General features: G+C 63.6%; 13 protein-coding genes. 5 read left to right on the top strand and 8 right to left on the bottom strand.

Going from position 1 to position 13,367, the window contains the following annotated elements; all coding sequences use genetic code 11:
* Window positions 1-11 precede the first annotated feature (11 nt).
* A complete protein-coding gene (locus tag QM801_RS15070; protein WP_415020031.1) occupies window positions 12-1,202 on the top strand; it encodes a class I SAM-dependent methyltransferase in 1,191 nt (396 codons plus the stop codon).
* A 12-nt stretch (window positions 1,203-1,214) separates the two neighbouring features.
* Here QM801_RS15070 and QM801_RS15065 read toward each other — a convergent pair whose 3' ends face one another.
* From QM801_RS15065 to QM801_RS15045, 5 genes are read right to left on the bottom strand one after another with little or no spacing between them, the layout of a single operon-like run.
* Window positions 1,215-1,652: a YqaA family protein gene (locus QM801_RS15065; RefSeq protein ID WP_415020030.1), complete on the bottom strand. Its 438-nt coding sequence runs from the start codon at window positions 1,650-1,652 to the stop codon at window positions 1,215-1,217.
* Between the two features lie 5 nt (window positions 1,653-1,657).
* A complete protein-coding gene (locus QM801_RS15060; protein ID WP_415020029.1) occupies window positions 1,658-2,413 on the bottom strand; it encodes an SDR family NAD(P)-dependent oxidoreductase in 756 nt (251 codons plus the stop codon).
* 3 nt (window positions 2,414-2,416) lie between these two features.
* Window positions 2,417-3,067, bottom strand: coding sequence for a ChrR family anti-sigma-E factor (locus QM801_RS15055; RefSeq protein ID WP_415020028.1), 651 nt, complete (start codon window positions 3,065-3,067; stop codon window positions 2,417-2,419).
* Window positions 3,064-3,660, bottom strand: a complete 597-nt coding sequence (locus QM801_RS15050; RefSeq protein ID WP_415020027.1) for a sigma-70 family RNA polymerase sigma factor — start codon at window positions 3,658-3,660, stop codon at window positions 3,064-3,066. Before QM801_RS15050 ends, QM801_RS15055 begins: the two co-directional genes overlap by 4 nt.
* A gap of 47 nt (window positions 3,661-3,707) precedes the next feature.
* Window positions 3,708-5,732 (bottom strand): CocE/NonD family hydrolase, encoded by a 2,025-nt coding sequence (locus QM801_RS15045; protein ID WP_415020026.1) that lies wholly within the window; start codon window positions 5,730-5,732, stop codon window positions 3,708-3,710.
* Window positions 5,733-6,003: 271 nt separating this feature from the next.
* Between QM801_RS15045 and QM801_RS15040 the strand changes: the two genes are divergently transcribed.
* Window positions 6,004-8,418, top strand: a complete 2,415-nt coding sequence (locus QM801_RS15040) for a M10 family metallopeptidase C-terminal domain-containing protein (RefSeq protein WP_415020025.1) — start codon at window positions 6,004-6,006, stop codon at window positions 8,416-8,418.
* Between the two features lie 3 nt (window positions 8,419-8,421).
* Here QM801_RS15040 and QM801_RS15035 read toward each other — a convergent pair whose 3' ends face one another.
* Window positions 8,422-9,339 (bottom strand): alpha/beta hydrolase, encoded by a 918-nt coding sequence (locus QM801_RS15035; protein ID WP_415020024.1) that lies wholly within the window; start codon window positions 9,337-9,339, stop codon window positions 8,422-8,424.
* A 56-nt stretch (window positions 9,340-9,395) separates the two neighbouring features.
* Between QM801_RS15035 and def the strand changes: the two genes are divergently transcribed.
* From def to truA, 3 genes are read left to right on the top strand one after another with little or no spacing between them, the layout of a single operon-like run.
* Entirely contained in the window at window positions 9,396-9,914 is a 519-nt protein-coding gene (gene def, locus QM801_RS15030; protein WP_415020023.1) for a peptide deformylase, read from the top strand.
* A gap of 5 nt (window positions 9,915-9,919) precedes the next feature.
* Window positions 9,920-10,825: a methionyl-tRNA formyltransferase gene (fmt, locus tag QM801_RS15025; RefSeq protein WP_415020022.1), complete on the top strand. Its 906-nt coding sequence runs from the start codon at window positions 9,920-9,922 to the stop codon at window positions 10,823-10,825.
* The gene (gene truA / locus QM801_RS15020; RefSeq protein ID WP_415020021.1) at window positions 10,825-11,562 is read left to right on the top strand and encodes a tRNA pseudouridine(38-40) synthase TruA; all 738 of its coding nucleotides are present in this window, start codon (window positions 10,825-10,827) and stop codon (window positions 11,560-11,562) included. The genes fmt and truA overlap by 1 nt, the downstream gene beginning before the upstream one ends.
* Before the next feature lie 3 nt (window positions 11,563-11,565).
* On the opposite strand, the gene dapE is transcribed toward truA, so the two are convergent.
* A complete protein-coding gene (gene dapE / locus QM801_RS15015; protein ID WP_415020020.1) occupies window positions 11,566-12,732 on the bottom strand; it encodes a succinyl-diaminopimelate desuccinylase in 1,167 nt (388 codons plus the stop codon).
* Between the two features lie 81 nt (window positions 12,733-12,813).
* On the bottom strand, window positions 12,814-13,224 hold the full coding sequence (locus tag QM801_RS15010; protein WP_415020019.1) for a DUF805 domain-containing protein: 411 nt from the start codon (window positions 13,222-13,224) through the stop codon (window positions 12,814-12,816).
* Between the last annotated feature and the right edge of the window lie 143 nt (window positions 13,225-13,367).

Here is a 13,367-nt window from a genome sequence, read left to right as displayed (position 1 = left end):
GATGGGGAAAGATGAGTGAGGGGTTGCTCGGAAATCTCATCGTGGCCGCAGCGCGACGTCTGCTGCCACGGGAGTACAAGGGTTCACTGGAACTGACACTGCCGTCGGGGCGGCAGGTGGTTCTGGGAGAAAAGGGATCGGGTCTCGACGCCGATCTGCACATGCGGAACTTCAAGGTGATCTGGGCCTCGATCCGGCGCGGCCAGCTCGGCTTCTTCGAACGCTATCTGGCGGGCGACATCGAGAGCCGCGATCCCACCACCTTCTTCCGTTTCTACCTGCAGAACCGTGCGGCCCTCGACAAGGCCTCGACCGGCGTCTTCTTCGCCAGCTTCTTCGACAAGATCTGGCATAAGCTGCGCGACAACACCCGCGATGGTTCCAAGGAGAACATCTCCGCCCACTACGATCTCGGCAATGAGTTTTACAAGCTCTGGCTCGACGACACGATGAGCTATTCCTCCGCCGTCTTCGACGGCACCGGCAACAGCCTCGAGGCGGCTCAGCACCGCAAGATCGAGAAGGTGCTGGAAGCTGCCGAAGCGGGCCCCGGCAAGTCCATCCTCGAGATCGGCTGCGGCTGGGGTGGCGTGGCCGAGGCGGTGGGCCGCAAGGGCGGCCGCCTGCGCGGCATCACGCTCTCGAAGGAACAGCTCGAGTTCGCCCAGGAGCGGATGAAGCGCCAGGGTCTCGACAGCAAGGTGGAACTGGTCTTCGAGGATTACCGCGACACCAAGGGCACCTTCGACGGCATCGCCTCGGTCGAGATGATCGAGGCGGTGGGCGAGGCCCATTGGCCGGATTATTTCAAGACGCTGTTCGACCGGCTGAAGCCGGGCGGTGCGGCGGCGATCCAGGGCATCACCATCTCCGAGGAGAATTACGAGTCCTATCGCAGCGGCGTCGATTTCATCCAGCGCTACATCTTCCCGGGCGGCATGCTGCTGACCAAGGAGATCATCCGCGAGCAAACGCGCAAGGCCGGCCTCATCTTCGAGAAGATGGAATGCTTCGGTCTCTCCTATGCCCGCACCCTGAAGATGTGGCACGACCGCTTCGAGGATGCCTGGCCGAAGATCAGCACCATGGGCTTCGACGAGCGCTTCCGCAAACTGTGGAAGCTCTACCTCTGCTACTGCGAGGCCGGCTTCACCGAGGGCATCATCGACGTCGGCATCTACAAGCTGCGGAAGCCCGTCTGATCACCCGCCTGATCAGGTGAACATCGCAAGGCCCCAGAGCAGCAGGGCATAGCGCACCGCCTTTCCGACACCCACCAGCAGGGTGAAGGGCACGAAGGGCACGCGCATCACGCCGGCGGCGAGGGTCAGCGGGTCGCCGAAGACCGGCACCCAGGCGAAAGCGAGAAGCCACAGGCCATAGCGCTGCGTCAGGTGCTGGGCCTTCTCCAGCTTGTCGCGGGTGACCGGAAACCAGCGGGAACCAGCAAAGCGTTCGGCATGGCTGCCGATCCACCAGTTGACGATCGAGCCCAGCGTGTTGGCAACCGTGGCGACGAGGAAAAGGCTGAGCATGGCATCCGGCCATTTGGCCGCCGCAGCCAGAAGCGCTGCTTCCGACGTGCCGGGGAGCAGGGTGGCCGAGAGGAACGCCGAGGCGGCGAGGCCGATGTGGGCCAGAAGTTCGGGCAAGTGGTCTATCGCTTCAACACCGCGCTCCGGATGAGCGCGAAGTAGATGCGATAGGGCAGAAGCCGGGCGATCTTCAAGATGGTGACGAAGCGGCTGGGATAGGCGACTTCGAAGCGTCCCGAGGCAAGGCCGGCAATCGTCCGCCGCGCCGCCTCGTCCACCTCCATCAGGAAGGGCATCTCGAAATCGTTCTGGGCGGTAAGCGGCGTCTTGACGAAGCCCGGATTGACGACGCTCACGGCAACGCCATCGGCTTCCAGTTCGGGCCTGAGGCTTTCGCCAAGATTGATGAGGGCGGCCTTGGTGGGGCCATAGGCAGCGGCCTTCGGCAGGCCGCGATAGCCCGCAACGGACGCAATCCAGGAGATGTGGCCCTTGCGGCGCTGGCGGAAGGCGGGAAGCACCGCCGTCAGCACATTCACCACGCCCAGAAAGTTGATCTCGTACATGGTGCGGAAGGGTGCGGGCGAAAAGTCATCGAGCGAGACGGGCGAATAGGTGCCCGCTGCGGCAAGCACCAGATCGACCGGCCCCAGATCACGTTCGATGCTGGCGAAACAGTCCGTAACAGCCGCAGCATCGGTGACGTCAAGCGGATAGGGCTTGAGATTGCTGTTCGCGTCAGCCGCGGCCTTGAGCTTTTCCGCGCTGCGAGCCGAGATGGCGACAATGACACCATCAGCGGCAAGCTGCCGGGCCACTTCGGCGCCGATCCCTGTCGAGGCGCCGGTGATCCAGACGACGCGCCAGGGCTGCGCCACCCGTCAGATGCCCACGAAGGGCTGCGCCAGACGGGCCCAGAAGGACTTGAAGCGGGTCGGCGCTTCGGTTGCGACAAGGCAGATGCACTCGACTTCGGAGTCAACGCGCGGCGCGTGTTCGGTGTCCTCGTCGAGGTCGGCCACGTCACCGGCAAGATAACGGCCGGTATGATCGGAATAGGAGCCGCGCAGGATCAGCGTCAGTTCCTCGCCGCCATGGCCGTGGTCGGGCAGCGTCTTGCCGGGGGCGATGCGCAGAAGCTGCAGGTGGGTGCGCGAGCCGGGAGAGAGCGGAATGTCAAACTTGGCGATGCCCGGCGCCTTGCTCTTCCACTTGATCTCGGAGAGCGGCAGGTTGTTGATGAGGTTGCAGAGGGGTGCGGGCACTTCGCCAGCGACACGCGGCGCGGGCTTCGCGGTGCGCACCACGCCATCGAGGCTGGCAAGAGTGGCCGCGCGGCAGGTGTCGCTCACAGCCGTGCCGTCCTGGTCTTCCAGCAGCGTTCCGCCCAAGGCTTCAGCGGCACGGATGGCAGCGCGGCACTCCCCGCACATGGCGGCATGGGCTGCGACGACAACGCTGTGTGCTTCTCCCAGCGTTCCTGCGGCATAGGCCATCAGCGTCGCTTCATCGAGATGGTGGGAAATCTTCACGTCAGGGTCTCCAGCATTTTCTTCATACGGCGATAGGCCAGCCTCATGCGGCTCTTTACCGTGCCAAGGGGGATCTGGAGGCGCGCCGCAATTTCACTCTGCGGCATATCCTCCACATAGCTCAGGATCAGGAGTTCGCGCTGCTCCGGCGGAATCTGGGCCAGCGCCTTGGCGACTGCGCCGTCTTCCTGGATCCGGCGCAGGGTTTCGTCCTGCGAGGGGTCATCGGAAGGAGCGTCATAGTCGTCGAGGTCGGTGAACTGGTTCGACTTCTCGCGGCGCAGACGGTCAATGCGCAGGTTGCGCGCAATGGTGAAGATCCAGGTCGCCACCGAGCCGCGGTCGGCGGCATAGAGGGCCGCCTTGGACCACACGGCAATCATGGTTTCCTGCACCAGGTCTTCGGCCTGTTCGGCCGTCGCACCTTTGCGCATCATGAAGCTCTTCACCCGCGGGGCAAAGTGATCGAACAGCTCCGCAAAGGCCTGCCGGTCCTTCGTGGCGGCCACCCGTGCCAGTTGTTCGGCGTGTTCGCGGGCGGCGCGGTCCGGACTATTGCCGCCAGTCATCATGCTCAGGGCCAACGCGGTCATTCACCGTCTCTCCTGAAGGTAGAGTACGGCGTCCCGGAATAACCGGATTACTGCAGCTTTCGTTCGATTTCCTCATTGAATTCCTTGGAGAAAACCTTCTTCTTTCCTTCATAGGCCACGATCTCGCCCCACAACACCCAGTGGCTCTTGGTGGCGGTGAGCCGGCCCTTGGTCTCGGTGCGGATGGACCAGGGGCCCCGCTTGCGCGTTTCGGTCCAGTGGGTCTCCATCTTTGCGGAGAGCGGGTCGTCCGGCAGGATCGAATAATACTCGCGGCCAACCCCGCCGATCTCGAGGCCGTGCGAGGTGACCTTCTGCACGCCGAAGTCGTCGATGATCTCCAGGCGCACTTCGCCGGTCTTGGGATCGACGGTCTTCTCGCGCTTGTGGAAGCCTTCCTTCACCTCGGTCTGCTTCAGGGGCTCGGCCGATTCCGGGGCAGCGAAGGTGATCGGCTTCTCGTCCTTCTGCGCCTTGCGGATGGGAAGCGAGAGGGTCGAAGGCCCGGCATGGACTGTCAGCATCGGCGCTTCGGCCACCGGCCACATCATCGGGAAGTAGCTGGTCGAGATCGAGACCCTGAGGCGGTGGCCCTTGGGCACTTTCCAGGCGATGTCGTCGAGCTTGATCTTCATGCGGCTGCGCTTGCCGGGCTCCAGCGGCCTCGGCGTCTCGCGGCTGTCCTTCATGCAGAGGTTCTGCAAGTGATAGGTGATGCGCGTCGTCTCGCCCGACGGCCAGACATCGCAGAGCCTCACCGCCACATGGGCGACCGGCTTGTCGGAGGTGAAGTGCAGGTCGATCGCGGGCTGGCCAAGGATTTCCAGGTCCTCGGTGAGCTCCGGCGTGTCGAAGGTGATCGATTCAGCATCGTCGTCGCGCTGGTCGCCGGGGAATTCGGGGCCGAGCCAGATGACGCAGTATTCGCCGCCGTCAAAGCCGCAGGTCTGTTTCGAGGAGACCTTGAGGTCTTTCTCCGTGCCGGGCTTCGCGGCAATGCCGTTCGCCGTCAGGTTCCAGGTGCGCGTGTCGACGGTGCCGTGGCCCCAGAAGGCCTCCGACACCCAGCGCCCGCCGATCTCGTCCGGGAAGCTGCCGGGCTTGTAGGAGTCCATCATGAAGACGCGGTAGTCCGGATCCTGGGTTACGCCGGTGTTGATGTTCTTCAGATAGAAGTCCCACCAGCGCAGCATTTCCTGCAGCGCGCCGATGCGCGGGCCTGGCACGGCAAAGTGCGGATACTTGTGCGCCCACGGCCCGATGATGGCTTTGCGCGGCACGCGCAGGTTCCGCATCATGCGCGGGATGGCATTGGAATAGGCATCGTTCCAGCCGCCGATGAGAAGTGTGGGTGTCTGGATCCTGTTCCAGTCCTCGCACACGGAGCCATGCTTCCAGTAGGCGTCGCGGTGCGGATGCTTCAGCCAGTCGATGGCGAGGAAGGGCTCGTGCCTGAGCCGGTCCATCCACATCTTCTTCCAGCCCTTGCCGACGATCTTCGGATCGGGCGGACGCGAGGAATAGGCGAGCATGGTGGCGGCCCAGCCGAGCATCTCGTTGATCACGGTGCCGCCCTTGTAGTGGACATCGTCCTCATAGCGGTCGTCGGTCGAGCAGAGCGAGACGATGGCCTTGAGTGCGGGCGGGCGGAGTGCCGCCACCTGGAGGGCGTTGAAGCCGCCCCACGAGATGCCGAACATGCCGACACTGCCCGTGCACCATTTCTGGCGAGCGAGCCAGGCGATCACCTCGAGGCAGTCTTCCTGTTCCTGCCTGGTGTATTCGTCATCCATCAGGCCGTCACTGTCGCCGTTGCCGCGCATGTCGACGCGCACGGCGGCATAGCCGTGGCCCGCGAAGTAGGGATGGGTGAGTTGGTCGCGGACGATGGTGCCGTCGCGCTTGCGGTAAGGGAGGTACTCGAGAAGTGCTGGAACCGGGTTCTTCTCCGCGTCGGCGGGAAGCCGAATCCGGGCGGCAAGCTTCGTCCCGTCCGACAGGGTGATGAACAGGTTCTCGATCTCCTTCACCTTGCGCGGGAAGGATTTGACCACTTTGATGTCTTTGCTCATGGGGATTCCGCGTGAAGCTGGACTTATGCCTGAAAAGCCGGGTCTCCCGCAACCACCGCCTGCCACACGCCATCTGGGAAGTTTCGCCGCAACATCCGCCAAGTTTGGTGAATATCCGTTAGGGTTAACATCCGTAAATCGGCCTCCGCCGCGCCGTTAGCTAAAATTTCAGCATCCCGTTTAGACCTTGCTCAACCGCAGCGCGCTGTAACTGAGCCCAGAAACCCTGGCGGAGTGACGGATGCCTGCTGTTTGGACGAATACTCAGATCGTGAGCAACCTCACGCGCTCTGGCTTGAGCTGGTCTGACGCCACCGTCACATTCTCCTTCCCCGCGACGAAGCCAAGCTGGGCGGGAGCTGAGGGCAACGGTTTCAGCGCCTTCAGCGCTGCCCAGAAGGACATGGGCCGTTTCGCGCTCGGCCTCTGGGATGATCTCGCCAATATCGATTTCGTCGAAGTTTCCTCTGGCGGCCAGATCAACATGAGCAACACCACGAAATCGATCGGGTATGCCCATGCCTATTTCCCGGGTTCGGGTGGCATCGCGGGGTCGCTGTGGCTGAACCCCACCTACAATTCGAGCTGGGGCACCAACGACCTCGTGACCCCCAAGATCGGCCAATGGGGTGGCCTCACCTACATCCACGAGCTCGGCCATGCCCTTGGCCTCGATCACCCGGGCAACTACAACGGCGGCAACCCGACCTACGGTTCAGATGCGATCTATTCCCAGGACACCATCCAGTACACGGTGATGTCGTATTTCGACGCCGACAACACCGGCGCGGACTGGATTGCCAGCGATGGCCGCAGCTACTACGCACAGACCCCGATGCTGCACGACGTTCTCGCCATCCAGGCGCTCTATGGCGTCGAGATGTCGACCCGCACCGGCGACACGGTCTACGGCTTCAATTCCAACACCGACCGCCCGCAGATCTTCGATTTCACCGTCAACAAGCATCCGATCCTGACGATCTGGGATGCCGGCGGCAAGGACTGGCTTGATCTGTCCGGCTTCAGTACGAATTCGCGCATCGACCTCAATCCCGGCACCTATTCCGATTGCGATGGAATGACGAAGAACATCGCCATCGCCTACAACTGTTACATCGAGAACGCCGCAGGCGGCTCCGGCAACGACACCATTACCGGCAATGATCTCGATAACATACTGCGCGGCAACGCCGGTGACGACATCCTGACAGGTGGGGGTGGCGCCGATATCCTGATCGGTGGCGACGGCAATGACACGTTCTACGCCGACACGCTCGACATCCTGACCTCCTTCAGCGGCGGTCTGGGCCATGACATCCTCTATATCTCCGGCACGTTGGGCTACGTCTTCGACTATCTGGCCTATGGCTTCGAGGAGATGTACGAAGGCGGTGGCGGGCCCCCGCCGCCTCCCCCGCCTCCGCCAACACTGCTGAACGGAACGGCCTTCGCGGATCTGCTCAACGGAAGTGCGGGCGACGACACCATGAACGGTTTCGCCGGCAACGACAAACTCTACGGCTTGGATGGCGACGATCTGCTGAACGGCGGTGCCGGCTCCGACTACATCAATGGCGGCAACGGCAACGACACCGTCACCTATGCGGATGCCTCCGCAGGTGTCACATTGAGCCTCGCTTCCGCCTCGGGCCAGGTGACGGGCGGCAGCGGCAGCGACACGGTTATCAACGTCGAGAACCTTATCGGCTCAGCCTTCAAGGACACCCTCACGGGTTCTGCAGCGGCAAACCGCCTTGAAGGGGGCGACGGCAACGACACGCTCAATGGCGGTGCGGGGGCTGATACCCTGGTCGGCGGAAACGACAACGACTCCCTTATTGGCGGGACGGATGCCGACACCATGCAGGGCGGCAATGGCAATGACATCTACTATGTCGACAACGTCAACGACATCGTTGACGAGACCGGCACCGATGGCATCGACAAGGTGATGTCCTCGATCAGCTTCAGCCTGGCAGACGGGACCCATGTGCTGGGCGAGGTGGAGAATCTCGTGCTCACGGGCAACGCGGCGATCAACGCCACCGGCAACAGCCTTGACAACGTCATCACCGGCAATGCCGGCAGCAATATCCTCGATGGCGGAGATGGAACCGATACGCTGAGTTTCGATGGCATGACCAGGGCCGTTGTTGTTGACCTCTCGGTGACAACCGCTCAAGTGACGCCTTACGGCACGGATACCTACCTCAACTTCGAAAATCTTACGGGCGGGTCTGCCGCCGACACGCTCACGGGCTCGGCCGGCGACAACGTGTTGTCGGGCGGCGGTAACGCGGACAAGCTTTTCGGCGGTGCCGGCAACGACACCCTGATCGGCGGTATCGGCGCCGACCGGCTCACGGGTGGCGCGGATAGCGACGTGTTCTGTTTCAAGGCCGTGTCCGAGTCGACAACCCGCGCCGCAGATTCCATCCTCGACTTCCAGGACGGCATCGACAAGATCGACCTGAGCGCCATCGACGCCATCACCGGCGGCAGCGACGACGGTTTCCAGTTCATCGGCAATGCGGCTTTCGTGCCGGGTGCAGCCGGGAAGCTGCAGGTGACCACCACGGCAACGCAGACCTTCGTCCAGGGCGACGTGAACGGCGATGGCCGGGCCGATTTCAAGATCATCCTCACCGGCGTCCACGACCTCCACGCCAGCGACTTCATCCTGTAAGCTTCAGCGCCGCGCAAAATCCTTCAGCGCACGGACGATTGCGGCGAAGCTTTCCGCGGCAGGCCTGCTTATGTGGCGAGCCCGCAGGAAGGCATGCACCAGCAAAGGCTCGTCGCGCACCTCCACTGCAACACCCGCAGCCTTCAGGCGCTCCGCATAGGCGAGGCAGTCGTCATGCAGGGGATCGATCCCGGCCGCCACCAGGAAGGCGGGGGCAAGGCGGGAGAAATCCGTTTCCCGCAAGGGTTCAGCCAGCTTGTGGGGCGCCCCCTTGTAGACATCGCGATAGTAGAGCACGTCTGCCGTCGAAAGGCCGGGTGCATGGGCCTGCGTGATGTAGCTGCCCTGTGTGTGGTCGCCACCGAGGCCGGGATAGATCAGCACCTGGCCCTTGATGGGCCCCACACCCTCGTCACGGGCCCTGATCGCCAGCGCCGCCGAAAGATTACCCCCGGCGCTGTCGCCCGCCAGCACCACGCCACGCCCTTCGGCCAGAAGCTGTGCCATCACCGCCCAGGCATCCTCCAGGGCGGCGGGAAAGGGATGTTCCGGCGCAAGAAGGTAATGGACCGCGATCACGTCGGTAGCGGCCCCGGCCGCAAGCTCGGCGCAGATGTCGTCGTGGCTGTCGAGACCGCCCACCACATAGCCGCCGCCGTGGAGATAAAGCACCGGAGCGCCGCCTGCGGGAGCCGGACGGTAGCGGCGGCAGGGCACGTGCCCCACGCTGAAATCCTCAACCGCAATCCCGGCCGGGCGGGGCTTGCGGAAGTGGGCGCAGTAGCGGTCATAGAAGGCCCGCTGTTCCGCCATGGTGAAGGAGACGGCATCCGCGGGATAAAGCCGCTCACCCTCGGCGAGAAAGGCCCGGATGCCCGGATCCGTGACGCTGGGATATTTGGTGGGCGGAACATCCTTCATGGCGCCAACCTACCCCGTTTGTTGACCTTTTGTGGAGGGCCAACTATCTCCGCCCCATGACCACCCGCCCGATCATCACGCTTCCTGACGAAAAGACACTGCGACAGGTCTCCAAGCCTGTGGCGCAGGTGGATGCGGCTACGCGTGCCCTCTTCGACGACATGCTGGAGACGATGTATGCCGCCCCGGGCATCGGCCTTGCGGCGATCCAGATCGGCGTGCCGGTGCGGGCCCTGGTGATCGACCTCTCGAAGGAGGGCGAGGAGAAGCGCCCGCTCTTCGTCGCCAATCCGGAGATCGTCGCGTCCTCCACCGAGCTCTCGGACTACGAGGAGGGCTGCCTCTCCATTCCGGAATATTTCGAGATGGTGCAGCGCCCGAAGGAGATCACCGTCCGCTACCGGGATCGCAACAACGAGGCGATGGAGCTGCAGGCCTCGGGCCTTCTCGCCACCTGCCTTCAACACGAGATCGACCACCTCAACGGCGTGCTCTTCATCGATCATATCTCGAAGCTCAAGCGCGACCGGGTGATCAAGAAGTTCCAGAAGGCCGCCAAGCTGGGGAAGCTCTGAGGCACATGCGCATCGTCTTCATGGGCACGCCGGACTTCGCCGCCACGGCGTTGCAGGCCCTTGCCGCCGCCGGTCACGAGATCGTCTGCGTCTACTCGCAGCCGCCGCGGCCCGCAGGCCGTGGCTATGGCGTGAAGCCGTCGCCTGTGCACACCCGCGCCGAGATCATGGGTCTCCTGGTGCGCACGCCCGTTTCCCTCAAGTCGGCGGAGGAGCAGGAGGCCTTTGCTGCGCTGAAGGCCGATGCCGCCGTGGTGGTGGCCTATGGCCTTCTCCTGCCCAAGCCCGTGCTCGCGGCACCGCGCTTCGGCTGCTTCAACATCCATGCTTCTCTGCTGCCGCGCTGGCGGGGGGCCGCTCCCATTCAGCGGGCGATCATGGCGGGCGATACTGAAACAGGCGTCACCATCATGCGCATGGATGCCGGTCTCGACACTGGTCCCATGCTCCTGGTGGGGAAGACGCCGATCAGCGCGACAACGACCGCAGGTGAACTCCACGACAGGCTGGCGGCATTGGGTGCGAAACTGATCGTCAAGACGCTCGAGACGCCTGATGCGCCGGGCACACCGCAGCCCGAGACCGGCGCAACCTACGCCCGCAAGATCGAGAAGGCCGAGGCCATGATCGACTTCGGCTGGCCCGCCGAAACGGTGCGCAACCACATCCACGGTCTCTCGCCATTTCCCGGCGCCTGGACGATGATCGGCAAGGCCCGCGTCAAGGTGCTGAAGGCCGAGGTGGCTGATGGGGCCGCCGTTCCGGGCACGGCGATCGATGATCATCTCTCCATCGCCTGCAGTTCGGGGGCCGTGCGCTTCCTCGAGGTCCAGCGCGAAGGCAAGTCCGCGATGACGGCTGACGCACTGCTCCGCGGCCTCAGCGTGCCCGCCGGCATGAGGCTGGGCTGATGCCGCGCTACAAGCTCACCATCGAATATGACGGCACCGGCTTCTTCGGCTGGCAGATGCAGGCCGATCAGGCCACCGTGCAGGGCGTGCTGGAGAAGGCGCTTCAACACATCCACGGCGTTCCCGTTCTCGTGCAGGGTGCGGGCCGCACCGACACGGGCGTGCATGCGATTGAGCAGGTGGCCCATGTGGACCTGCCGAAGTCGTGGGACCCCTTCGTGCTTCGCAATGCCATCAACGGCAACGTCCGCCCCCATCCGGTGAGCGTGCTGGAGGCGGAGGAAGTGGGCGAGGATTTCCACGCCCGCTTCTCGGCAGTGAAGCGCAGCTATCTCTACCGCATCCTCAACCGCCGCGCCCCGCCGTCACTGGATCTGGACCGGGTCTGGCACGTGCCTGTGGAGATGGATGCGGAGGCCATGCACGAGGCCGCACAATATCTCGTCGGCAAGCATGACTTCACCACCTTCCGCGCCGCCGATTGCCAGGCGCAGTCGCCGGTCAAGACACTCGACCGCTTCGACGTCGCCCGCTACGGCGAGGAGATCGAGATCCGCGCCGAGGCCCGCAGCTTCCTGCATCATCAGGTGCGCTCCATGGTGGGCTCGCTCAAGTATGTGGGCGAGGGCAAGTGGCAGCCCATCAAGCTGAAGAAGGCACTCGAAGCGAAGAACCGTGCCGCCTGCGGCGTGGTGGCGCCGCCGCACGGGCTCTACCTCGTCAGCGTCGGGTACTGAGTTTCAGACCTTGAAATAGGAATCGAGGATGCGGCGGTAGACCTTCGCCGTCGCCTTCAGTTCCTCGACCGAGATGCGCTCGTCGGTCTGGTGGATGGTGGCGTTGGTGGGCCCGAACTCCAGCACCGGGCAATAGTCCTTGACGAAGCGCGCATCCGAGGTGCCGCCCGAGGTGGAGAGCTTGGGCGTGCGCCCCGTCTCCGCCTTCACCGCATCCGAAACAATCTGCACGAACTCGCCGGGCTCGGTGATGAAGGCGTCAGCCCCTTCGATCGCCCGCATGTACCACTTGCCGCCCAGTTCCTTGCGCACCGCCTCGATCTCCATCTGGACGAGTTCCTTGAGCGACTGGAAGCGGTGTTCGGTCGAAAAGCGGATGTTGAACTTGGCGACCGCACGCGAGGGGATCACGTTCCCCGCCGGATTGCCCACGTCGAAGCTGGTGAAGGCGAGCGTCGACGGATCGAAATGAGCATTGCCATTGTCGAGGGTCTTGCTCGCAAGCCGGTCGACGAGGCGGGCGAGCTTCGGCACGGGGTTGTCGGCCTTGTGGGGATAGGCGGCATGGCCCTGCTTGCCATCCACCTGCACGATGAAGCTCAGGGAGCCGCGCCGCCCGATCTTGATGGTGTCGCCCAGGTGATCGACGCAGGAGGGTTCACCCACCAGGCAGTGGTCGGGCACCTGGTTGTTGGCCTTCATCCATTGCAGCACCTTGGTGGTACCGTTGATGGCGGGGCCTTCCTCGTCGTTGGTGATGAGGAATGAGATCGAGCCCTTGAAGGCGGGGTTCTCCCGCACGAAGTCGAGGGCGGCGGCAGCGAAGGCGGCAACCGAGCCCTTCATGTCGGTGGCGCCACGGCCATAGATCTGCCCGTCGCGGATGTCCGCGGCAAAGGGCGGATGGGTCCAGATCGTCTCGTCGCCCTGCGGCACCACGTCGGTGTGGCCGGCGAAGCAGAGGTGCGGTCTGCCCGTGCCGATGCGGGCGAAGAGATTGTCCACGTCGGGCGTGTCGGTGTCGGAGAAGGGCAGCCGCTCGCAGCGGAAGCCCGCGGGCTGCAGCCAGCCCTGCAACAAGGTGAGCACACCCGCCTCGGCAGGCGTGACGGAGGGGCAGCGGATCAGCTGCTGCAACATGACGACGGGATCGTGGGGCGTGTTCTTCATGGCCGCCGTTCTATCGCAAAAGAAATGCCCGGCCCCAGGTTTTTTTGACGCTGGGCCGGGCATCGGAAAGTGACGTTCCCCTTATTCTCCGATCGGGTCAGGGCCGAAGCGGTTCGGGCCTTCCGTTCCGCGGAGGAAGCCCAGTTCGATCAGCATCCAGATGCTGCCGATGACCGGGACAAGGCCGATCAGCGTCCACCAGCCGGACTTGTCACGGTCGTGCCAGCGCTTGGCGTAGATCGCCAGCGACGGCCAGATGGTGAGCAGGATGAGAATGACGAGCGGGATGGCTATGCCGCTCATCGCCTGTTCCGCGGCCGCCGCCTGGGCTTCCGGCGTGGCGTTCGGGTCCATGCTCATCATGCTGACGCCGAAGATCGAGAACAGGATGATCTCGAGAATCCAGGTGATCACGATCATGACGATCAGTGCGAGCCAGAACGTCTTGCGCGGGATGCTCCCTTGGAAGCTCGTAAAGGTCTGCAGGTTCATTGCGTGTGTCTCCGCTCCATTGATTCCCCCGAGAAACTTATGACCGGATTTGCGATTCCGGAAAAGCCTCAATCAGAGGGAGAGTGGAGATGAGGTACGCAGGAAAGAACTGCAAAAACAGCGGGATAGAGGGAACTGCTTTG

This window comes from Aestuariivirga sp. (assembly GCF_047600585.1).
In the GTDB taxonomy this organism is placed as follows: Bacteria; Pseudomonadota; Alphaproteobacteria; order Rhizobiales; family Aestuariivirgaceae; genus Aestuariivirga.
The sequence above is the reverse complement of the archived record's forward strand: the minus strand, read 5'-3'. Positions and strand labels throughout refer to the sequence as shown.

Coding starts and splice junctions, on each gene's coding strand:
- QM801_RS15070 (WP_415020031.1), top strand. CDS start 12: ATGAGTGAGGGGTTGCTCGGAAATCTCATCGTGGCCGCAGCGCGACGT.
- QM801_RS15050 (WP_415020027.1), bottom strand. CDS start 3,660: ATGACCGCGTTGGCCCTGAGCATGATGACTGGCGGCAATAGTCCGGAC.
- QM801_RS15045 (WP_415020026.1), bottom strand. CDS start 5,732: ATGAGCAAAGACATCAAAGTGGTCAAATCCTTCCCGCGCAAGGTGAAG.
- QM801_RS15035 (WP_415020024.1), bottom strand. CDS start 9,339: ATGAAGGATGTTCCGCCCACCAAATATCCCAGCGTCACGGATCCGGGC.
- def (WP_415020023.1), top strand. CDS start 9,396: ATGACCACCCGCCCGATCATCACGCTTCCTGACGAAAAGACACTGCGA.
- fmt (WP_415020022.1), top strand. CDS start 9,920: ATGCGCATCGTCTTCATGGGCACGCCGGACTTCGCCGCCACGGCGTTG.
- truA (WP_415020021.1), top strand. CDS start 10,825: ATGCCGCGCTACAAGCTCACCATCGAATATGACGGCACCGGCTTCTTC.
- dapE (WP_415020020.1), bottom strand. CDS start 12,732: ATGAAGAACACGCCCCACGATCCCGTCGTCATGTTGCAGCAGCTGATC.
- QM801_RS15010 (WP_415020019.1), bottom strand. CDS start 13,224: ATGAACCTGCAGACCTTTACGAGCTTCCAAGGGAGCATCCCGCGCAAG.